Annotated in this window: 20 protein-coding genes; 8 read left to right on the top strand and 12 right to left on the bottom strand. The window is 66.7% G+C overall.

All coding sequences use genetic code 11. The features are described from left to right. The first annotated feature begins 107 nt into the window (after nt 1–107). Nucleotides 108–1307, top strand: coding sequence for an acyl-CoA dehydrogenase family protein (locus G6N49_RS15805; RefSeq protein ID WP_083044653.1), 1200 nt, complete (start codon nt 108–110; stop codon nt 1305–1307). 213 nt (nt 1308–1520) lie between these two features. On the opposite strand, the gene G6N49_RS15810 is transcribed toward G6N49_RS15805, so the two are convergent. Then, a complete protein-coding gene (locus G6N49_RS15810; protein ID WP_064872173.1) occupies nt 1521–2417 on the bottom strand; it encodes an alpha/beta hydrolase in 897 nt (298 codons plus the stop codon). A gap of 131 nt (nt 2418–2548) precedes the next feature. Here G6N49_RS15810 and G6N49_RS15815 point away from each other — a divergent pair, with 131 nt between their 5' ends. Next, entirely contained in the window at nt 2549–4660 is a 2112-nt protein-coding gene (locus G6N49_RS15815; RefSeq protein WP_083044654.1) for an acetate--CoA ligase family protein, read from the top strand. A 96-nt stretch (nt 4661–4756) separates the two neighbouring features. Here G6N49_RS15815 and G6N49_RS15820 read toward each other — a convergent pair whose 3' ends face one another. Then, the gene (locus G6N49_RS15820) at nt 4757–6604 is read right to left on the bottom strand and encodes an acyl-CoA dehydrogenase (protein WP_083044655.1); all 1848 of its coding nucleotides are present in this window, start codon (nt 6602–6604) and stop codon (nt 4757–4759) included. Between the two features lie 230 nt (nt 6605–6834). Between G6N49_RS15820 and G6N49_RS15825 the strand changes: the two genes are divergently transcribed. Continuing rightward, nucleotides 6835–8073, top strand: coding sequence for a TetR/AcrR family transcriptional regulator (locus tag G6N49_RS15825; RefSeq protein WP_064917471.1), 1239 nt, complete (start codon nt 6835–6837; stop codon nt 8071–8073). Here the strand turns inward: G6N49_RS15825 and G6N49_RS15830 are convergent, their stop codons facing one another. The 9 genes from G6N49_RS15830 to G6N49_RS15870 all read right to left on the bottom strand — a co-directional run bounded on the left by G6N49_RS15830 (nt 8074) and on the right by G6N49_RS15870 (nt 16601). Beyond that, nucleotides 8074–8475, bottom strand: a complete 402-nt coding sequence (locus G6N49_RS15830; protein ID WP_064917593.1) for a hypothetical protein — start codon at nt 8473–8475, stop codon at nt 8074–8076. Beyond that, nucleotides 8475–9551, bottom strand: coding sequence for a phosphotransferase family protein (locus tag G6N49_RS15835; RefSeq protein WP_083044656.1), 1077 nt, complete (start codon nt 9549–9551; stop codon nt 8475–8477). Before G6N49_RS15835 ends, G6N49_RS15830 begins: the two co-directional genes overlap by 1 nt. 29 nt (nt 9552–9580) lie before the next feature. After that, on the bottom strand, nt 9581–10357 hold the full coding sequence (locus G6N49_RS15840; RefSeq protein WP_083044657.1) for an SDR family NAD(P)-dependent oxidoreductase: 777 nt from the start codon (nt 10355–10357) through the stop codon (nt 9581–9583). Continuing rightward, complete coding sequence (locus G6N49_RS15845) at nt 10357–11496, bottom strand: acyl-CoA dehydrogenase family protein (RefSeq protein ID WP_011558910.1); 1140 nt, start codon at nt 11494–11496, stop codon at nt 10357–10359. Before G6N49_RS15845 ends, G6N49_RS15840 begins: the two co-directional genes overlap by 1 nt. Continuing rightward, nucleotides 11489–13036: an AMP-binding protein gene (locus tag G6N49_RS15850; protein ID WP_011558909.1), complete on the bottom strand. Its 1548-nt coding sequence runs from the start codon at nt 13034–13036 to the stop codon at nt 11489–11491. The genes G6N49_RS15845 and G6N49_RS15850 overlap by 8 nt, the downstream gene beginning before the upstream one ends. Nucleotides 13037–13047: 11 nt before the next feature. Continuing rightward, the gene (locus G6N49_RS15855) at nt 13048–14037 is read right to left on the bottom strand and encodes a DUF7064 domain-containing protein (RefSeq protein ID WP_083044658.1); all 990 of its coding nucleotides are present in this window, start codon (nt 14035–14037) and stop codon (nt 13048–13050) included. Nucleotides 14038–14061: 24 nt separating this feature from the next. Then, complete coding sequence (locus G6N49_RS15860) at nt 14062–14919, bottom strand: crotonase/enoyl-CoA hydratase family protein (protein WP_011558907.1); 858 nt, start codon at nt 14917–14919, stop codon at nt 14062–14064. Between the two features lie 6 nt (nt 14920–14925). Beyond that, nucleotides 14926–15753, bottom strand: coding sequence for an SDR family NAD(P)-dependent oxidoreductase (locus tag G6N49_RS15865; protein WP_011558906.1), 828 nt, complete (start codon nt 15751–15753; stop codon nt 14926–14928). Nucleotides 15754–15866: 113 nt separating this feature from the next. Continuing rightward, a complete protein-coding gene (locus G6N49_RS15870; protein ID WP_011558905.1) occupies nt 15867–16601 on the bottom strand; it encodes a TetR/AcrR family transcriptional regulator C-terminal domain-containing protein in 735 nt (244 codons plus the stop codon). A gap of 126 nt (nt 16602–16727) precedes the next feature. On the opposite strand from G6N49_RS15870, the gene G6N49_RS15875 reads away from it, so the two are divergent. The 4 genes from G6N49_RS15875 (at nt 16728) to G6N49_RS15890 (ending at nt 18360) form a co-directional block, all read left to right on the top strand. Then, nucleotides 16728–17156, top strand: a complete 429-nt coding sequence (locus G6N49_RS15875; RefSeq protein WP_083044659.1) for a hypothetical protein — start codon at nt 16728–16730, stop codon at nt 17154–17156. Nucleotides 17157–17218: 62 nt separating this feature from the next. After that, entirely contained in the window at nt 17219–17398 is a 180-nt protein-coding gene (locus G6N49_RS15880) for a DUF6131 family protein (RefSeq protein WP_011768139.1), read from the top strand. Between the two features lie 96 nt (nt 17399–17494). Beyond that, nucleotides 17495–17926 (top strand): hypothetical protein, encoded by a 432-nt coding sequence (locus G6N49_RS15885; RefSeq protein ID WP_011558903.1) that lies wholly within the window; start codon nt 17495–17497, stop codon nt 17924–17926. Continuing rightward, nucleotides 17923–18360, top strand: a complete 438-nt coding sequence (locus G6N49_RS15890) for a hypothetical protein (protein WP_064872432.1) — start codon at nt 17923–17925, stop codon at nt 18358–18360. The genes G6N49_RS15885 and G6N49_RS15890 overlap by 4 nt, the downstream gene beginning before the upstream one ends. Before the next feature lie 2 nt (nt 18361–18362). Here the strand turns inward: G6N49_RS15890 and G6N49_RS15895 are convergent, their stop codons facing one another. Further along, nucleotides 18363–20000, bottom strand: a complete 1638-nt coding sequence (locus tag G6N49_RS15895; protein WP_083044660.1) for a peptide chain release factor 3 — start codon at nt 19998–20000, stop codon at nt 18363–18365. A 167-nt stretch (nt 20001–20167) separates the two neighbouring features. On the opposite strand from G6N49_RS15895, the gene G6N49_RS15900 reads away from it, so the two are divergent. Continuing rightward, a complete protein-coding gene (locus tag G6N49_RS15900; RefSeq protein WP_011558900.1) occupies nt 20168–20701 on the top strand; it encodes a DoxX family protein in 534 nt (177 codons plus the stop codon). Nucleotides 20702–20713 lie beyond the last annotated feature (12 nt).

The raw sequence follows: 20713 nt of genomic DNA on the forward strand, positions 1-20713 counted from the left end.
ACACTTGACATTAGCATTAATTTCGTTACCTTAGTCACAACGGTAGTTGGTGGCCGCTTCCCCAAGCGACAGGCATTCCCTCCGCAAATCTGCAGAAAGGCATCTAAATGACCGAGACGCTGACCCGAGAAGCCGGTACCGGCACCCCACTGGCGGAGTACTTGCAGCGCGTTCGTGCCATCACCCCACTGATCCGGGCCGAAGCCGAGGGCATGGAGCGGGCTCAGACGCTGAGCGACGCCGTCCGCGATGCGATCGCCGAGCAGGACCTGCACCGCATGTTGGTCCCGACCGAACTGGGGGGCGGGGGCCTGCTGCCGAGTGAGGGCCTGCGGGTGTACGAAGAGATGGCCAAGGCCGACGCGTCGACCGCGTGGGCGTTCATGGCGACCTCGTGGTCCACCGCCGAGGTGCTCGGCTACCTCAAGCCCGAGGTGGCCAAGGATCTCATGAGCCGGGACGAGGACTTCCGCGTCGCCGGTCAGCTGCTCCCCCGATACCCGGCCAAGCAGGTCGAAGGCGGTCTGATCGTCGAGGGCAACTTCGCCTTCGCCAGCGGGTCGGACCACGCCACCTGGATCGGCGCCGGCGTGTTTCTCGCCGACGAGGACGGCAACGCGATCCTCGGTGAGGACGGGCAGCCGCAGCCCCGGGTGGCCATGTTCCCCAAGGCCGAGATCGACCTCAAGCAGAACTGGGATGTCTGGGGCCTCGGCGCCACCGGCAGCCACGACTACCGGGTGGACAAGAAGTTCGCGCCCGACGAGCACACCATCGTCACCTTCGGTGGCACGCCCTACCGCTCGGAGACGATCTACAAGCTGTCCAACGAGTTCGTCGGCCCGCTGCCGCACGTCCCGGTGGTGCTCGGTATCGCGACCCGCGCGCTGGAACTGCTTGCCGCGGTGGCGATCAAGAAGTTCCGGCCCAACTACGGCGGCCCGATCGGCGAGGCCGACATCTTCAAGATCGAGTTCGCCCGGATGGAGGCCCTGCTGCACGCCGTCCGCCTGTCGTTCTACGACCTCGTCGAGTCGACGGAGGCCACCGTGGACGCCGGCCACACCCGCACCCCGGAGCAGATGGCCCGGATGCGTCAGCAGCTGGCCTTCAGCCATGAGACCATGGACACCATCGTCGGCTTCGCACACCGCTGGAGTGGCAGCCAGAGCATCGGCCGCACAAGCACATTGGGCCGATACGTGCGCGATATGCAGGTCGCCACCCAGCATCTGCTGGTGGACCCGAAGTTCTTGGCCGATGCGGCGACCGATCTGCTCCCGATCTATGCGGCGGCCGGAGCCTGAGCCTGTGATCGACCCGGACCGAGTCCTGCGTCGCGACCCACTTCGGCGGGTCGTCGTGGAGCTTTGTCTTGGGCGCAAAGTGTTTCGCATTGAGATGGCTCTCGGCGACCGGCGCCTCCGCCCGACTCCGGTGCCCTGACAGGAGAGATCAGGTCAGCGGTCGGCCGCTGCACCCGGGTGTGATGGTCAACCACCCGGGTGCAGCGGAACGGCTCACAGTCCGAGACTCTTGCGGATGAACGCTCCGGCTTCGTCGGCGGCATCGACGCCCTCCGGCAGAATCGACGAGAAGAGCGGCCATACATGCACCATGTCGTCGTAGACAGAAACCGTTGCGGTGCCGCCCCGTTCCGTGATCGCCATCGCGGCGCGACAGGAGTCGTCGAGAAGCACCTCGCCGGAGCCGACGAGGAACAACGACGGCGGCAGCGCTCCGAGATCGGCGAACACCGGCGAGGCCAGCGGATCCTGCGGATCGTGGCCCTGCAGGTAGGCCTCCCTGAGGTTCGCGATCGATCCTCGGGAGACGGCGACGTCCTTACCGTCGTAGAGATCCACGCTCGCACCGCTCGCCGTGAAGTCCAGCAGCGGTGAGATGAACACTGCCGCCGCGGGCAGAGGTGTGCCCCCATCGCGCAGTGCCGTCAACGCGGCCAGTGTCAGCCCCCCACCGGCGGAGTCGCCTCCCACCGCTACGTTCGTCGCACCGAGGGTCGACACCAGGTCTGAGATCACCGCGGCACCATCGTCGACCGCGGCCGGGAACTTGTTCTCCGGTGCGCGCCGATAATCCGGCAGCACCACGGTGACACCGGACGCACGCGACAACGTGTGGCCGAGATCTTGAAACCCCCTGGCGCTGCCGAGGACGTATCCGCCACCGTGGCACCACACGAGCACTTTGTCGCGGGTTGCGCCCTCGGCCGTCACGGTCAGAACCGGCACACCACCGATCTCACCGGAGACGGGCTCGACCCCCGCGGGCAGTTCGAACTGCAGCAACAGCTCGTCGTATGCCGTTCGCAAGTCCTCCACAGAGGCCGTCGCCGGGTCCGGAAAGCCCTCCACATACATCTTCTCGACGCGTGCCAGCGCCTCAGTCCTCGCCATGGTCGCGATCATTGCATAGTTGGCGCTAACTTTCGAGCATTTTGCCTGGCTCTTTCGACCTTCTACGATTCCTACTATCATAATCGCTGTTCACAAATGTACGACAAGACCTCGACCGAAGGACGTCAGCCATGACCCTCGTCTCCGACGGCGGTGCCTCAGTCAACTCGCTGGCCCGACTGCTGAATCCCAAGACGATCGCCATCGTGGGGCTCAGCGACAAGTCACCGGTCGCCCAGTTCGTCGCCCCGACACTGGAGAGCGATGCCGAGGTCTACTTCGTCCACCCGACCGCGCAGACCGTCCTCGGGGCGCCCGTCTACCAGTCGATCAGCCAGATACCGGTCCCCGTCGACGCCGTGCTCTCGGTGATGTCCGCCGAACGGACCGTCGCGCTCGCCGAGGAGTGCGCGGCGCTCGACTGCGGCGGAATCGTCGTCTACGCGGCCGGCTTCTCCGAACTCGGCGCGGAGGGCGCGGACTACCAGGCCCGCCTTGTCGACGCGGTCAACCGCGGCGGAATGGCCGTCATCGGCCCCAACAGCCTTGGCTACATCAGCATGCCTCGCAGCCTGCACCTGACCGCATCCGCCGACTACCACCCCGCGGCAGGAAGTGTGTCCGTCGTGTCCCACAGCGGCGCGATGATCGGCGGAATCGCGATCGCCGCGCGACAACGCACAGGCGTGGGGATTTCTCGGCTCATCTCGGCGGGCAACGAGGCGACCATCGATATGGCCGACTACCTCGATTTCCTGGCGACCGACCCCGACACCAGCGCCATCGGCCTTGTCGTGGAGGGGATTCGCCGCCCCGCCGAATTCTTCCGCGCGGCCCGGCGGTGCATCGCGGCGGGAAAGCCGATCGTGGCACTCAAGCTCGCCCGCAACAGCCGCACGCAACAGATGGCGGCGTCACACACCGGGGCCCTCGCAGGCAATGCCTGGGCCTACGACGTCTCCTTCCGTCAGGTCGGCATCCAACTCGCCTATGACCTCGAGGAACTCGTCGACAGACTTGCCGTCGTCAGCCAGCTCGATCCCGGGCGGTGGACGGGCGTCGAGCGCATCGGCGTGGTCGCCGGAACGGGCGGCTTCGCCTCCCTCGCGTTCGACGTCGCGGAGGCCGAGGGGCTCGTGCTGCCGCCTCTCGACAGCCTCGCCGAGTGGGTGGCGGCGACCATCCCAGGAATCACTGTCCCCAATCCCCTTGACACAACCGGCTTCGGCGCGACGTTCTGGACCGACATCGTCGACCGCTACGGCGGGTGCGACGAGCTGGATGCCGTCGTTTTCGTCAACATGTGGGGAGACAGCGACGACACCCCGATGTACCGCCGCCTCATCGAGGATGTCGCGGTGGCCGCACGCCGCTACGGCAAGCCCGTGGCAATCGCCGCCGGGGCAGGCGCGGTTGGCGCCTTCGCCAAGGAGGTCATCGGCGACGACGGAGTGGTCGCGCTCGGCTACGGAATCCGCGGCACCCTGCGAGGTCTGCACACCCTGAACACCTTCGTTCACGATCGTGAGAGCCTCTCCAGCGCAATAGATGTCGTGGCACCGATCCCGCGTCCGTCGACACACGTCACTGACGCTGCGAACGGCAGCCGATTTCTACCGTTCGGCGAGGTCATGGCGCTGTTGGAGCGGTTCGGGATCCCCACGGCCCCATACCTGGTGCTCGGGGACGGCGACGACGTGGCCAGTCCGTCCTTCGCAGGCCCCTATGCCGTCAAGCTCGCCGACGTGGCGCACCGGACCGAGCTGGGTGCAGTCGCCCTCAACGTCGCCCCCTCGGAACTGCCGAGCGCCGTCGCCCAGATGCGTGACATCGCAGCGGCACACGGCGTCGCACCGACCGTCGCCGTCCAACCGATGACCGTGTCGCGCGGTGAATTGCTGATCGGGATCGACGGCCGCAGCGAACTGGGCCCCATGGTGATGCTCGGACTGGGCGGTGTCTTCGTCGAGGTTCTGCAACGGATCGGCGGACGGCCGGCACCACTGACGCGGGCCGATGCCGAATCCCTCATCGAGGAGTTCCGTGACGTCCATCTGCTACACGGATTCCGTGGGTCGGAGCCGTGGCACCTCGACCAGCTTGCGGACACCCTGGTCGGCTTCGGGCAGCTCGCCGCGGCGGGCCACGAGTGGATCGAGTCGCTGGACGTGAATCCACTCCTGGTCACCGCGGACGGACTGGTCGCAGTCGACGCACTCTGCATCGTCCGGGACGGCGACTAACTAGGGCGCGTCAGCCTCCGCGAGCAGACACAGAATCGCGTGATCCGGTAAGGATTCACGCGATTCTGTGTCTGCTCGCTGGCATGGAGCGGTGCCTCAGAAGGCCGCTTCGTCCAGCTCCATCACGAAATCGCCGACGGTCTCCGCGATCTCGCGCTCGGCGGCGATCTTCGGGAGGACCTCGCGGGCGAAGAACTGCGCGGCGGCCACCTTCCCCTCGTAGAAGGAGATGTCTGAGGGCGCCTGCGGCTCAGCAAGTGCGGTCAGCGCGATGTGAGCACTCCTCAGCAGCAGCCATCCGACGAACACGTCGCCGAGGGCGAAGAGCAACCGCGTGGCGTTGAGACCGACCCGGTACACGGTGGTGGACTCATCCTTGGAGGCGGCGAGGTCGCCGGTCATCTTCGCGACGATCGCCTCGACGTTCGAGACCGCATCCCCCAGAAGTCGACGTTCGCCGGTGATCGGCGACGCCGGGTCGGATGCGGCGGCGAAGGCCTTGACCTCGTCCAACAGGTGCGTCAGTGCCACGCTCCTGTTGCGAACGATCTTGCGGAAGAACAGGTCCTGGGCCTGGATCGCGGTCGTCCCCTCATACACCGTGTCGATCTTGGCATCACGAACGTACTGCTCGATGGGATACTCGCGCAGATAGCCCGATCCGCCGAAGGTCTGCAGCGATTCGGTGCCCAGGACCACCCACGACCGTTCCGACCCGTAACCCTTCACGATCGGCAGGAGCAGATCGTTGACGGCTTCGGCCAACGCGGCGTCCTCGCCCGCGGCCGTCTTCACCGCGATCTCGTCCTGCCACGACGCGGTGTAGAGGACCAACGACCGCATGCCCTCGGCGAAAGCCTTCTGCGTGAGCAGTGAACGCCTGACATCCGGGTGGCGGGTGATGGTGACGCGGGGCGCCGACTTGTCCGACATCTGCGCGAGATCCGCCCCCTGCACGCGCTGCTTGGCGTAGTCCAGGGCGTTGAGGTAGCCGCTCGACAAGGTGGCGATCGCCTTGCAACCGACCATCATCCGCGCGTCCTCGATGACCTCGAACATCTGCGCGATCCCGTCGTGCACCTCACCCAGCAGCCACCCTCGCGCCGGAGCGTCGTCGCCGAGCGTCAACTCGCACGTCGTGGACACGTTCATGCCCATCTTCTTCTCGACGTTGGTGGCGTACACGCCGTTTCGCTCACCGGTGAGTTCGCCGGTGTCCGGATCGAAGTGGAACTTCGGGACGAGGAAGAGGCTGAGCCCCTTGGTACCGGGACCGCCGACGCTGTCGACACCGACGGGCCTGGCCAGGACGAGGTGGAGGATGTTGTCCGCCAGGTCGTGCTCTCCTGCGGTGATGAACCGCTTGACGCCGTGGATGTTCCAGGTGCCGTCGTCGTTGGGGACGGCGCGGGTGCGACCCGCTCCGACATCAGAACCGGCGTCCGGCTCGGTCAGCACCATGGTTGCGCCCCAGCGCTTCTCGACGCCGATCTGGGCGATCTTGCGGTCCCGCTCGGTGCCGTGGTGCCAGACCACCCGCGCGGCGGTAGGCATGCCGACATATGTCCACAACGCGGGATTCGCCCCGAGAACGAACTCCGCCAGTGCCCAGTTGAGCGAATTGGGGGCGTCGGTACCGCCCAGTTCGGGGAGTACTCGCAGGCGCCACCACTCGGCGTCCATCCATGTCTTGTATGCGCCGGCGAACTCGGGCGTGACCGTGACGGATCGGGTCGACGGATCGTAGACCGGAGGGTGACGATCAGCTTCTTCGAACGATTCCGCGAGATCCTCGCGCGCGAGCCGGTCCACCTCACGGAGGATGAACTTCGCGGTGTCGAGGTCGATGTCCCCGTACGGTTGCGCGCCGAAGAGGCGGTCGCGTTCGAGTAGCTCGAACAGGTTGAACTCGACGTCACGCAGGTTGCTTCGGTAATGGCCCATGGTGGCTGCCCCTCACGGTGTGTTCGACCTGTCTTAAGCGGCCGGAAACGATGCCTGGACGGTCCCCAGGACCCACGCCAGTGCAGTCAGTGAACCATAACTCCGCCGCTTGAAGACGTCAACAATGCTCTGTACAGGTACACTGAGGAGGATAGTTAATACAAAATATGGTCATCAAGTTCGCACGATGCGGATGCGAAACTTGATCCATGACGCGGGGAAAGAGTGAGATGCCACGAGCGACCGCGGCGCGCGCCGAGACGGTGAAGGCGACTCTCCGGTCCTCTGCGCGTGGCCGCCACCGCACCGAGCAGGTCGCGCGCGCCGCCGCCCACCTGTTCCAGGACTACGGCTACCAGAACGTGAGCATCGATCGGATCGGCGCGGCCGTCGGTCTGACCGGGCCCGCGGTGTACCGGCACTTCAAGGGCAAGCACGACATCCTGGTGCACGCCCTGATGACTCAGGTCCACCTCGTCGAGGAACTTCACACGGTCACCGCCGAGCAGGGCACCACGGCCCTCGAACAGTTGCAACTGCTGCTCGCCGGCCTGGGCGACATCACCGCGAACGGGAACGAAGCCACCCTGTGGCGTCGCGAGCAGCGCCACCTCGAGGATGCCGAGCGTGAGGTGTTCCGTCGGCACTTCGACGAGAATCAGGAACGGATCACCGCCAAGCTCCTCGCCGTCAGACCAGAAGTCGGCGAGCACAAGGCCGAGCTGCTCGGGTTCGCCGTGCTGGCCATGTACTCCAACACCCCCAACTTCCGCGGCAACCTGTCCGCCGAACGACTCCAGGAGATTCAGTCGGCCGCGGCCTGGGCGATCATCGACTGCGACTTGCCCGCTCCGGCCGAGGACGCCGGGCCGATACCCGAACTCGGGCAACGGCAACCGGCGGGCCGGCGGGAGCGGATCATCGACGCCGCCGCCCGACTGTTCACCGAGCGGGGTTTCTACGACGTGCACATCGACGACATCGCCAAGGCGTCGGAGATGTCGACCGCGACGCTCTACCAGCACGTGAGCAGCAAATCCGAGGTGCTGCGGGCCGTCTTGGAACGGGGCGCCGAGGGGCTGCTCTACGTGACCTCCGACGCCCTGGCCTACGCGTTCACCGCGGAGCAGGCGCTCGACGCGCTCATCACCACCTATGTCCGCCAGGCGCTGGGCGTGTACGGCCGGATCATGCACATCCTCGCCACGGATCTGTTGTATCTGCCCGAGGAGGAACAGTCCGCCCTGCGCAACGCCCAGCGCGAGTACGTGGCCGAGTGGGTCGAGGCCATCGAGGCGTTGTCCGACGACCTTTCGTCCGCCGATGCGCGGGCGCTCGCGCAGGCCGCCATCGGTGTGGTCACCGACATCTCGCAACACCCCCGGCTGCGCCAGCGGCCCGGTATCGCCGACGAACTGGCTGCCCTGATGCGCGCGATCGTGGTGCCGTCCGGCCCGACGACCGCCTGATCAGGCCGGCAGTCCCGGTCGCAGACCCGGCGAGATCTCGGCGACGATGTCATCGGCGGTGAACCGGGCCACCGCCTTCACCACTGCCGGATCGGCTCCGCCGGTGTAGGCCGTCGCCAACGCCTCGCCGATCGACTGCCGCCGCGCCCGCAGGGTTTCGACGTCGTCGGAATCATCGGATTCCTGTCCGAGTACCGCGCTCAGTGCTTTCGTGCGCTCCACGGCGGCCGCCAGCGATGTCGGCTCCCAGGCCAGCCGCGACTCGAGACTGTCGAGCATCTCCACCACCGACATCAACTCGGCGCGGGCGTTGCCGGATTCGACGCCCGGCAGAACCCGGGTGACCAGTGTGTCGCGGATGGTGGCGTGCACCGCCGCGAGATCGAGTGCGTAAACGGTCATCAGGATCCCCACTCTCCGTCGCGCAGCATCTGATTGAGCCAGCCGAGGCTGTAGTAGACGCTGTGCGCCATGTTGGCGTAACGCAGGTCGCGACGATCGCCGCGTTGGAAGATCGCCACCGCCTGCAGGCAGCCGATGGCCGTCTTGGTCAGCGACTGCACCGCCCACCAGGTCAGTGTGCGCTCATCGGGCCGCCACCCCGCGGCTTGTGCGTACTCGTCGAGGAAATCCTCCACCCCGAGCAGTTTGCAGGCCAGCGGCGAACGCCCCCGCGAGGTCCGCTGGAAGAACCACGCCAGATCGGCCACCGGGTCGCTGAAGTGCGCGGTCTCCCAGTCGAGGATCCCGACCAGTCCCCCGTCGCCAGGGTTCACGACGAGGTTGCCGACTCGGAAATCGTTGTGCACCAGCGATACCCGTCCGGAAACGTGGTCGGACCGGTGATCCAACCAGGCCAACGCCAGGTCGAGCACCGGGATCCGCACGGTGGCGACCTCGTCGTAGGTGCGCCGCCACTGGTCGTTCTCGACACGGCTCGTGTCGCCCGGCGCCGGCGGCGCATCGAGTTCCGGCAGCGCCAACGCTTCCGGCGCCGCGGCGTGCAGGGTGGCCATCTCCCGGGCCACCCGCCGCCCGAGCGCGGCGCGGTCGTCGGCGTCGGCGATCATCCGCGACACGTTGTGCGGCATCGGGACGACGCCCTCGAGCCGTTCCATGACGAAGAAGCCCCGATTTCCGGGTTCACCGACGCGGTGTGCCACCACGCCGGGCACCGGAAGGCCGATACTCTGCGCGGCACGCAGCAGCGCGACTTCGCGGCCGACGTCGTAGCTGCCGACGATTCCGCTCAGCGGTTGCCGCTTGACCGCGTAGGACGCCGAGTGCTTCCCGGAATCCCATGCCGCGGTGACGAGATAGGTCTCCCAGGAGTTGCCCTCGCTGCGTTGATCCACGTCGACGAGTTCCACCGGGCGACCGCCGGCGACCCGTCCGCCGAGGACCTCGGCGAGTTCGGTGAGGAACTCCGATGTGCTGTCGCTCATCGACGTCTCCTCCTCTGCCACCACCGTCATCATGCAATTCCTCTCCGCGCCTTCAGAGGCGACTAGACGACGCTGACCGACCGGCCGCCGCCGTCGACGGTGATCCGCTGCCCGGTGACGTAATCCGCGTCGGCGGAGACCAGGTAGGCGACCGCACCGGCGATGTCGGCGGGCGTACAGATGCGACCGAACGGATAGGACTCGGCGATGTCCTCCATGGTCCCGCCGCCGGTGGCCGCCCGCACCAGCCGACGCCCCATCTCGGTCTCCACCAGGCCGGGGGCGACGATGTTGGCGTGGATGCCGTGGACCCGCTCCTCCTGCGCGAGGGTCCGGATGCACATCTCCATGGCAGCCTTGGCCATCGTGTACGGCGCGGACAACGCCGGGGCCTCGGCGACTGTGCTGCTCGAGATCATGATCACGTCACCGCGCCCGGCCGCCCGCATGTCCGGCAGTACCCGTTGGATGAGGTGGATCGGTCCCAGCGCATGCACGTTGAGCAGCGACTGGAAGTCGGCGCCGGGCGTGTCGCCCACCGGTTGTCCCTTGCTCGCCGTGCCGGCATTGCTCACCACGAGGTCGATGGGACCCAGGTCGGTGCGCACCGCGTCGACCATCGCGTCGACGGCCGCGGTGTCGTCGATCGACGCCGAATACGCCTTGGCTTCGCCGCCGGCCGAAACGATCTCGGCGACAACCGCGTCGGCGGCCTCGGCGTCGCGCCGGTAGTTCACCGCCACTGCGGCGCCGTCGGCGGCCAGGCGCAGCGCGATGCCGCGGCCCACCCCTCGGGAGCTCCCGGTCACCAGAGCCACCCGGCCCTTGAGTGCAGACATCAACCCACCACCGCTCGTCCGACGAGGTCCTTCATGACCTCGTTCGCTCCGCCATAGATCCGCTGGATGCGAGCGTCGCGCCACATCCGGGCGATCGGATACTCCTCCATGTAGCCGTATCCACCGAACAACTGCAGCACGCGGTCGAGGACCTCCCACTGCAGTTCTGTCGCCTTGTATTTCGCCCCTGCCGCCTCGGCCGCGGTCAGCTCTCCGTCGTTGAGCGCCACCACGCAGCGGTCGACGTACTCCTGCAGCACGACGATGTCGGTGTGCATCCCCGCGATCTGCATGCGCACCGACTGCAACTGTGCCAGCGGCGCGCCGAACGCGCTGCGCTGACGCGCGTGCTCGAGTCCCAGTTCGAGAGCGTGCCGGGCCGAGGCCACCGCGGCCACCGCGATCGACAGCCGCTCGCGCGGGAGATTCGCTATCGCGCAACCGAATCCGCGACCCGGCTCCCCGATGATGTTCGACACCGGGACCCGGCAGTCGTCGAAGAACAGCTCCGCGGTGTCCTGCGCCCGCCGGCCGATCTTGTGCATCGGCCGGCCCCGCTCGAAGCCGGGGGTGCCGTTCTCGACCGCGACGAACGTGGTGCCGCGGCCGTCGCGCTCGCCGGTGCGGACCAGGACGATGGCCAGATCGCAGGTGGCGCCGCTGGTGATGAACGTCTTCTGACCGTTGAGCACCAGATGGTCGCCGTCGCGACGGGCGCTCGTCTTGATGGCGGCCAGGTCTGAACCGGCGCCGGGCTCGGTCAGGCCGAGCGCGGTCACACATTCGCCGCGGGTGAAGGCGGGCAACCACCGGTCACGCTGCTCGGCGGTGGTGAGGTCGCGCAAGTACGGCACGATGATGTCGTTCTGCATCGAGAACAGGTCTCCCGCCATACCCGAAGCGACGACCTCCTCGGTCATCACCGCGTTGTAGCGGAAGTCCTCGATGCCCAGCCCGCCGTACTCGGAACCGAACTCGAATCCGAGGAATCCGTTCTCACCGGCGGCGCGGATGAATGCCCGGTCCACCGTCCCGCTGTTCTCCCACGCCTCGACGTGGGGCACGGCATCGTGGTCGATGAAGGCCCGGAACGCCTTTCGGAACGCCTCGTGCTCCTCGGTGTAGAGCGTCCTACGCACTCTGTACTTCCTTCCAGTACGGATCCCGCAGCTTGCGCTTGTACAGCTTGCCGGTGGGCAGCCGGGGCATCTCGTCGATGAAGTCGAACGACTTCGGGCATTTGAACCGCGCCAGATGGGCGAGGCAGAACTCTCGGAGGCGCTGTGCGAGGTCCGGGGTGCCGCCGCCTGGGTCGACCGGCTGGATCACCGCCTTGACCGCCTCGCCGAAATCCTCGTCGGGAACGCCGAATACGGCGGCGTCCATGACCTCGGGGTGGGTGATCAGGAGGTTCTCGATCTCCTGCGGGTAGATGTTGACCCCGCCGGAGATGATCACGAACGCCTGCCGGTCGGTGAGGAACAGATAGCCTTCCTCGTTGACGTATCCGATGTCGCCGATCTTCGACATGGTGCCGCTTGGATCCTGCGCTTCGGCCGTCTTGTCCGGATCGTTGAGATACTCGAAGGAACTGTTGCCACCGCGGAACCAGATCGTCCCGGGCACGCCCGGCGGGAGTTCGGTGCCGTCGTCGTCGCGGATCACGATCTCACCGAAGAACGCCTTGCCCACCGTGCCGGGATTCGCGAGCCACTCTTGTGGCGTGCAGCCGCAGGTGCCGTTGGCCTCGGTGCCGCCGTAGTACTCGTAGATCACCGGGCCCCACCAGTCGAGCATCTGCTGCTTGACCTGTTGCGGGCAGGGCGCGGCGCCGTGGACGACGGCCTCGAGCGTGGAGTGGTCGTACTTGTCGCGGATCTCGTTCGGCAGTTTGAGGATTCGCGAGAACATGGTGGGCACCACCATGGTGTGGGTGACGCCGAACTCGTCGATGAGCGCGAGGAACTGTTCGGCGTCGAAGCGCTCCATCACGATGTGGGTGGCGCCCAGCCGGAGTCCGATGGAGACACTGGACTGCGGGCCGGAGTGATACAGCGGCGCCGTCGACAGGAACGTCATGCCCTCGCGCATCCGGAACAGGCGCTTGCCCATCTCCTCGATGCCGAGTTGTTCCTGTGGGCCGACATCGGGCAACTGGCGCTTGACCGCCTTGGGCCGTCCGGTGGTTCCCGACGAGTAGAACATCGGGGTGCCCAGCCGTTCGTCCCGCCCGGGCGTCGGCGGGTACTGCTCGATGACGGGGGCGAAATCCTGGAACGGTGCCTGTGCGTCGTCCTTGTCGATGACGAGCCAGTGCTCGACCTTGGGGCAGTGCTGCGGAAGCGCCGAGGCCACTTCGTATTTGGCGGCGGTGGTGACCAGCAGGCGGGCGCCGCAGTCGTCGACGATGTAGGCGGCCTCGTCGACGGAGAGGAACGAGTTGACCGGGGTGTAGTACAGGCCGCACCGTTCGGCGGCCGACATCGTCACGATCATCTCGAGGTGGTTCTCGGCGAGGATCGCGATGTGGTCGGTGCGGCGCAGCCCGAGGTCGCGGAAATAGTTGGCGACCCGGTTTGCGCGCTCGTCGAACTCGCGGTAGGTCAACGATTTCCGGCTGCCCGCCATGATCAGCGCGGGACGGTCGGGGTGCTCGTCGACGTGGCGTCCGGGGTACATCGTCGCGGGTTCTATCGAGCGCTGATGGGACGCAGGAACTCTCCGATGCCCCAGCCGCCGTGTCCGTTGGCGTAACGCACGGACATCTGGCCCATGCGGGCGGCGCGGTCGGCGGTACGCTGCGTGACCGGGACGAAGTGGTTGATCGTGCCGTCGAGCACCATCGTTGGCAGCCCGTCGGCCGCGATGACCGCCGTGTTGCGGCCGTCATACGTCGCCTCACCGGCATAGTCGGTGTAGACGGTGTAATCCCGAATCGGGTGGAACACCCCGTCCGGGGTGATCACCACACCACCGGAAACCCGTTCCCCGTTCGGTTCGAACTCACCGTAGGCCGTGATCGCGGTGCCGTCGGCGAGCCAGGCGGCCAACCATTCCCCGTTGTAGGACGCCCATTCGCGCGGACCCCACGAATGGTCGCGGAACGAGGTGGCCCGGTCGACCGTCCACGTCGTCGATCCGACGCGCACCGATCCACTCACGTGGCCGAACTGCTCGTAGTGGTCGGTGGCGATCTGCGAACTGCCCGGTGTGCAGTCGCCCCCTTCTTCGATGGTGAACATCGGTACCGACGCCTCGAACGTCAGCGAGATCTCGCACTCCAGCGACGGTGAGTTCTTCAGCGCCTGCCGACCGCGATCGGCCAGCAGCGACGGCGTACTGATGAGCGCGACAGTGTTGCGGTAGTTGACTTCCCACGTCCGGGTCGCATCCTTGGGCGCGATTTCGAGACCCTGCGTGGACCACTTGTCGTTGGTCTCGTTCGGCTGCCGTCCGGCGCGCAGCGCGATCTTGCCGCCGGGCAGTGTCAGCTGCACCGTCGCCTCCGAGTACCCGAGGGTGGGCCGGTTGCCGATGCGCATCAACGCGCTGACCTCGCTCACCGGGTCGACGAAGTTGACGTACACGCTCTCGTTGAACTTCTCGATTCCGGCGAACTCATGGGTGAATTCGGCGTCCGGTCCGTACTGGCATGCGGTGAAGGGGGCTGACGTGTCCACGTGATCCTCCGGGATGTGTTGGGGTCAGAAGTGATCGGCTGGGTGGTCGTCCAGCGGGGGGAACACCGCAGGCCGCCGCTCCAGGAACGACATCACGCCTTCGTGGACGTCGGCCGACCGGAGCCGTCCGGCGTACACCCTGGATTCGTCCTCGGCTGCCGACCTCGGGGTCGGGTGGCCCCAGCTGCGGCCGAGCAGCCGGCGCGCCAACGCCACTGACGTCGGTGAGGTCTCGGTGACGAACACCCGTGCGTACGCCAGGGCCTCGTCGAGTACGGCATCCGGTGCGACGACTTTCGTGAGCAGACCGGCGTCGTAGGCCTCCGCGGCATCGAACACGCGGCCGCTGAGCACCCAGTCGGTAGCTCTGGTCAGTCCCACCAGCCGCGGCAGGAACCAGGACGACGCGCTCTCCGGAACCACCCCGCGTCGGGTGAACACGAACCCGAAACGCGATGCCTCACCGGAGATCCGGACGTCGGTGGCCGCCATGATGGAGGCCCCGCCGCCGACGGCGTCTCCGTTGACAGCCGCGACGACGGGGGTGCGCATGTCGAAGAGCCGCTCACTGACTCGGCCGCCCGGCTCGCGGTACCCGGTCGGGGTGTGCCCCGCCCGATCCTCTTCGAGGGCTTCGATCAGCGTGTCCGGCCCGGTGAGCTCCGCCCCGACACAGAAATGCTTTCCGGCACCGGTGAGCACGACGGCACGCACGTGCGGATCCCGGTCGGCGGTGTCGAGCGCCTCCCACAGGTCGCGCAACATCTGGTTACGCAACGCATTTCGGCGTTGCGGGGCGTTGAGCGCGATGATCGCGACACCGTCGTCGAAGCGATAGTCGACTTCTTCGTACGTCGGCTGGGCCGGCTGCTGAGCGCTCATGGGCTCTCAGGCCCCGCCGCTGCACACCAGCGTCTGCGCGGTGATGTAGCTGGACTCCGGGGCGCACAGCAGGTACACGGCGCCCGCGGCCTCCTCGACGCTGCCGCCACGGCCCAGTGCGATCTGGGTGGTCACGGCCTCGTACACCTCCGGGTTCACGCCGACCTTGATCTCGCGGCCGGCGACGTCGATGGTCTTCGCCTCGGTGGTGATCGTGGTGAGCCGGGTGTTGATCACGCCATAGGCGATGGCATTGACGGTGACGTTGTAGCGGCCCCACTCCTTGGCCAGGGTCTTGGTCATACCGATCAGGCCGGCCTTGGCGGTGGAGTAGTTGACCTGCCCGGGGTTGCCCTGCAGCCCCGAGGTCGACGACGTGTTGACGATTGCGCGGCGTGAGGCGACGCCGTTCTCGGCCTTCTCCTTCTTGGCCAGACCCGAGATGACCGGCTGGGCGGCGCGCAGGATCCGGAACGGTGCGGTCAGGTGCACGTCGATGATGTCGTTCCACTGCTGATCGGTCATCTTCTGGATCACGCTGTCCCAGGTGTACCCGGCGTTGTTGACGATGATGTCCAGCCCGCCGTAGTTGTCGACGGCGGTCGAGACGAAGCGGTCGGCGAATTCGGGATCGGTCACGCTGCCGACGCACGCGGTGGCCTGTCCCCCGGCGGCTTCGATCGCGGCGACGACCTCCTTGGCCGGCTCGGCGTCGAGGTCGTTGATGACGACCCGGGCACCCTCCGCGGCAAGCTTCTCGGCGACCGCGCGGCCGATCCCACGCCCCGATCCCGAGACCAGTGCGACCTTTCCATCGAGATGTCCAGCAGCCACGACAGCGTCCTCTCCAAAGTGCATTCCAACGTGTTGTTGTGAACCTTAACTTCGGCGCTTCGCTGGGTCAACTACCAATTGACGTGGCGTTTTAGATCTAACGTAAATAGGGACTATGAGTTGATCGAAGAGCTCTGGCGTCCGAAGGTGGCGATCAAGCCGCTGAGGATGAGGTCCAGGCCGCGGTCGAGTTCGGCGGCGCCGTCGTAGGACGCGAGTACGGGTGCCAACTCGCGCAATCGGGGAAACTCGGTGATCGGTAACCGGTGTAGGCCCAGTCGCAGTACATGGTCGGATTCCTCGGGGCGTTCCACGATCTCCTGCAGCTCATCGAGGATGTGGCCGTGCAGATATGCGAAGAGGACGCGGTAGATGTGCAGGGCGTCCACACCGGCGAATCCCGCTGACGTCAGCAGCGTCAGGACCGCTTCGAGGGGCCGCAGCGTCCCCGGGGGCCGCTGCCCCAGCGACGTCGCCAGCGGGCGGGTCACCAGCAGCGGGACCACGTTCGGGTGGGCCAGCGCGAGCCTGCGGAAATCGTGGGCGACCAGACGCAGCTGGTCGGCCCAGTCGGGATCGGCGCTGTCCACGACGAGCTGGCTCAGAACGACCTCGACGACACCGTCGAGCACAGCGGCTTTGTTGGGGACATGCCGGTAGAGCACCGTCGGGTCCCGCTTCAGCGCCTCGCTGAGGCGACGCATCGACAGTCCGCTCTCGCCGTCGCGGTCCAAGATCGCCAACGCGGTCCGAAGGATCAGGGCGCGGGTGATCGGAGCGTCGCCGAGGTCGGGGCCGGCTTCCGCGCCGCCCTGTCCGTCAGCGGTTCGAGCCGCCCGTTTGGCCATGAGTTTCTACACCTTCCGGCTCGGTCGTGGTCTCACAACACCATAGACCAACACCGATGTCCAACAGTGTTGACACCCGGTCTGGCGGGGTGTCTACTGAAGGTCTAAAGGAACCTGAGGCACCACATGATCGTCACCGTTGGTTTGGTCATCTTGGTGCTCGCCGTGATCGTCGGCGCCGTGGGCCTGCTGGGCAACGCCGGCCCGACGCACCAGATGGCCGAGCCCTTCTCGGTCTTCGGCTATCACGTCACCGGTTCCACCGGCACGCTGTTCCTGGTCGGCATCGCCGTGGGAGCGGCGGCGGCGCTGGGTCTGGCGGTCCTGCTCGCCGGCGCCCGGCGCACCGCCGAGCGTGGTCGCGACGCCCGCCGCCAACTCGCACTGTCGCGGCGCGAGAATGCGTTCATCAACCGCGACCCTGTCGACGTGCTCGAGTATCGGAATCCCCATACGACAAGCACATCCGGCGTGACCGCCCAGCCACAAGGCGGCGTACTCGGCCGGTGGCGACACCGCAAAGCGACGCGGGACCGCGTCGACCACGGCTGGTAGCGATCGCCGTTCAGGGGCGACCGCACCACCCCAACGGAAACAACAGAAACAAGGTCAACATCATGATCGTTCTCGGAATCGTCCTCATCGTGCTCGGTCTCCTGCTCCCCAGCTTGGTCCCCGGCTTCGCCTTCGCCCAGGTCCTCCTGGTCCTCGGAATCATCCTTCTTGCCGTCGGATTGATACTGATGGTGGCCGGACGGATGGGGCACGCCGTCGGGGGCCGGCGCCACTATTACTGAGTCAGCAGCGGCCGATGAGCATCGAATGATGCTGCACGGCACCAGTTCTCACGCACCACGCGTGAACCATCGCACCACCGATTCAAGGGAAACACCATGTCCACGAACACCATCGTTCTGATCATCGTCGTCGCGCTGGCAGCGCTAGTGCTGGTGGCCGCACTTGTCTGGGCGGCCCGCAACAAGCGCAACCAGAGTCGCCACGACGAAGCGGAAACCATCCGCAGCGAAGCCAGAGACGAGAACCGACGCGTCGCGCAGCGTGAAGCTCGCGCCGAGGAGACCGCCGCCAAGGCCCGTGCCGTTCAGGCCGAAGCCGACGTCAAGACCGCCCAGGCCAAAGGACTGCAGCAGGAGGCCGCAGGCCATCGCCACGAGGCCACCAACTCTCGCGACGAGCTCAACGAACAATTCGAGCGCGCCGACGCTCTCGATCCCGCCACCCGGACACCCAACGGTCGCAACACCGGCAACAGCGGTCGCAACGCGGACAACGACCAGCAACGACCCACAGCCGGCACGCGATGAACCCGTCGCGCCCGAGCACCCATGCGCCCCGCGTAGAACAGCACGACCGGCACCTCAAGATCGTCGAACTCGAACTGCCACAACAAGACAGCATCCGTTACGACGTGATGATGCAGCTCTGCCGGCCGTTGACCGCATTCGAGATCGACGCACTCATCGTGCACCGATCGATCGGCCTCGACGTTTCACCCGACGACCCGGCACGCTTGATCGCCACCCACACCACCATCGAAGAGGTGCGCAACCGACTTCCCGAGTTCCACGAGTTGCTCTGCGCGGCAGCGGCAGACGGCCACGCTGCGCAGGACTCCGCCACCGAGGCGCGCGATGCCCTCACGGTGGAGGAATCACGTCGCCAGGCCCTGGTCACCGATGCCAACGCCAGCCTCGGCCCCTGTTCACACGTCCATGACGCGGCGGTCGGTATGCGTTAGACCTAGTCTGCTGCTGCCACCAGTGACCGCAGCCGTACGTCGGGAAGTTCCCGCTCGACGTTCTCGAGGCGCCATTTGTTCGAGAACACCGCGATGACGACTCCGTCGGTGCGGGTGAAGACCTCGACCGAGGCCTGCTTCTGCAGGATCTCGACGTCATCGGGGTCGGCGACGCGGGCCACCGTGTACGGAAGCGGCTCGAGCGCGATCGGCGCGTTGAACTCGCGGGCCATCCGATGAGTGGCGACCTCGAACTGCATCGGACCCACCGCGGCGAACACCGGCGCCTGATCACCTCGCCGGTCCGAACGCAGCACCTGGATGACGCCCTCCTGGTCCAGCTGCTCGATCCCTTTACGGAACTGCTTGTGCTTGCTGGGGTCGGTGCCCCGCGCGACGGCGAAATGCTCGGGCGAGAAGCTCGGAATCGGCGGGTACTGCACCGGGACATCCCGGTACAGGGTGTCACCCGGTCGCAGCGCGGCGGCGTTGGCGAGTCCGATGACATCCCCCGGCCAGGCGGTGTCCAGGGTGGACCGCTGCTGGCCGAAGACCGATTGCGCGTACTTGGTGACGAACGGCTTGCCGGTGGTGGCGTGGGTGAGGACGTCTCCGCGTTCGAAGGTGCCTGAAACGACCCGGGCGTAGGCGATGCGGTCCCGGTGAGCGGAGTCCATGCCCGCCTGGACCTTGAACACGAACGCACTGAACGGCGCGGTGGTTTCGCGTCGACTGCCGTCGATGTCGAGCTGACCGCGTGGCGGCGGTGCGAGTTGGGCCAACACGTCGAGCAATTGGTTGACACCGAAGTTGAGCACCGCCGACGTGAACAGGACCGGTGTCGAGGTGCACCTGAGGAACGAGTCGCGGTCGAAGTCGGCGCCGTCGGCACTCAGCAGTTCGGACTCTTCCACCGCGGTGTCCCAGTCGGTACCCGCGGCCTCGTGGGCCTGGGAGGCATCGATGTGCTCCTCCGGTGCGGCGGTGGCGCCGCCCGCGGTGCGGGTGAACCGGATGAAGGTGCCGCTGCGCCGGTCGAGGACTCCTTTGAAGTCGCCGGCGATGCCGACCGGCCAGGTCAGCGGCGTCGTCTGCAGTTGAATGCGGTCGTGGATCTCATCCATCAATTCCAGGGCGTGACGGCCCGGCCGGTCCCACTTGTTGACCACCGTGATGATGGGGATCCCGCGGTGGCGGCAGACCTGGAAGAGCTTCAGCGTCTGCGGTTCGAGACCTTTCGCGGCGTCGATGAGCATCACGGCGCAATCGACGGCGGTCAGCACCCGGTAGGTGTCTTCGGAGAAGTCGGCGTGCCCCGGGGTGTCGAGCAGGTTGATGATGCAGGTGTCGCCCGCCTGGGTGCGGTAAGGGAACTGCAGCGCCGTCGAGGTGATGGAGATGCCGCGGGCCTTCTCCATCTCCATCCAGTCAGACACCGTGGCGCGGCGGCCCGCCTTACCGTGGATGGCGCCGGCCTCGGTGATCGCCTTGGCGTGCAGCACCAGCGCCTCGGTCAAGGTGGACTTGCCGGCGTCGGGGTGGCTGATCACAGCGAACGTCCTGCGACGTTGCGCTTCGGCGGAAACTCGGTCTGGCCGCGACTCGGTGGCCGTCGACACACCTGAGGCGGTATCGGTCATTGCGCCGCCAATTCTATTGGCCACGGAGTCGAAACGATAATCGGTACCGTCGTCGGCCGGATTCGCCGTCACCGCGGCGCGCTCCCCACCAGCAGTCGAAGACGGCCGGAGCAAGGTGCGCCAGGCTCTTGACCTGAACTTTGGTTGAGGTCTTACCGTCTCGGGTCATGGACACCACATACTCGGAAGCCGCTACTGACATCCCCAGCCGCATACGGGCAGCGGACGTGGGGCTCCTCCTCTTGCGCGTGGTCTTCGGCGGGCTTCTGGCTGCCGCCGGCCTCCAGAAACTCTTCGGCTGGTTCGGCGGGCCGGGGCTGACGGACACCGGGACGGTGTTCGAGCAGATCGGTTACAGCCCAGGTGTTTTCTTCGCCGCGGTTGCGGGTTCGCTCGAGACTGTGGGCGGGATTCTGCTGATGCTGGGATTGTTCACGCCGTTGGCCTGCTCCATCGTTGTCGGCGTGATGATCAACGCCGCCAGCGCGACGTGGTCGGGCGGGCTGTTCGGCCAAGGCGGCTATCAAATGGCGCTGCTGTATGCCACCGCCGGTGCGGTAATCGCGTGCACCGGCGCCGGCGTGATGGCCATCGACCATGGCCGCCCTTGGCAGCGCGCGGGCGCCAGGTGGGCCGCGGCGAGCATCGCGACGGGTATCGCGGCAGCAGCGGCCGTCTTGCTGCTCAAAGCGGTGGTGTGACGGGCCACGTGA

This window comes from Mycolicibacterium monacense (assembly GCF_010731575.1).
In the GTDB taxonomy this organism is placed as follows: Bacteria; Actinomycetota; Actinomycetes; order Mycobacteriales; family Mycobacteriaceae; genus Mycobacterium; species Mycobacterium monacense.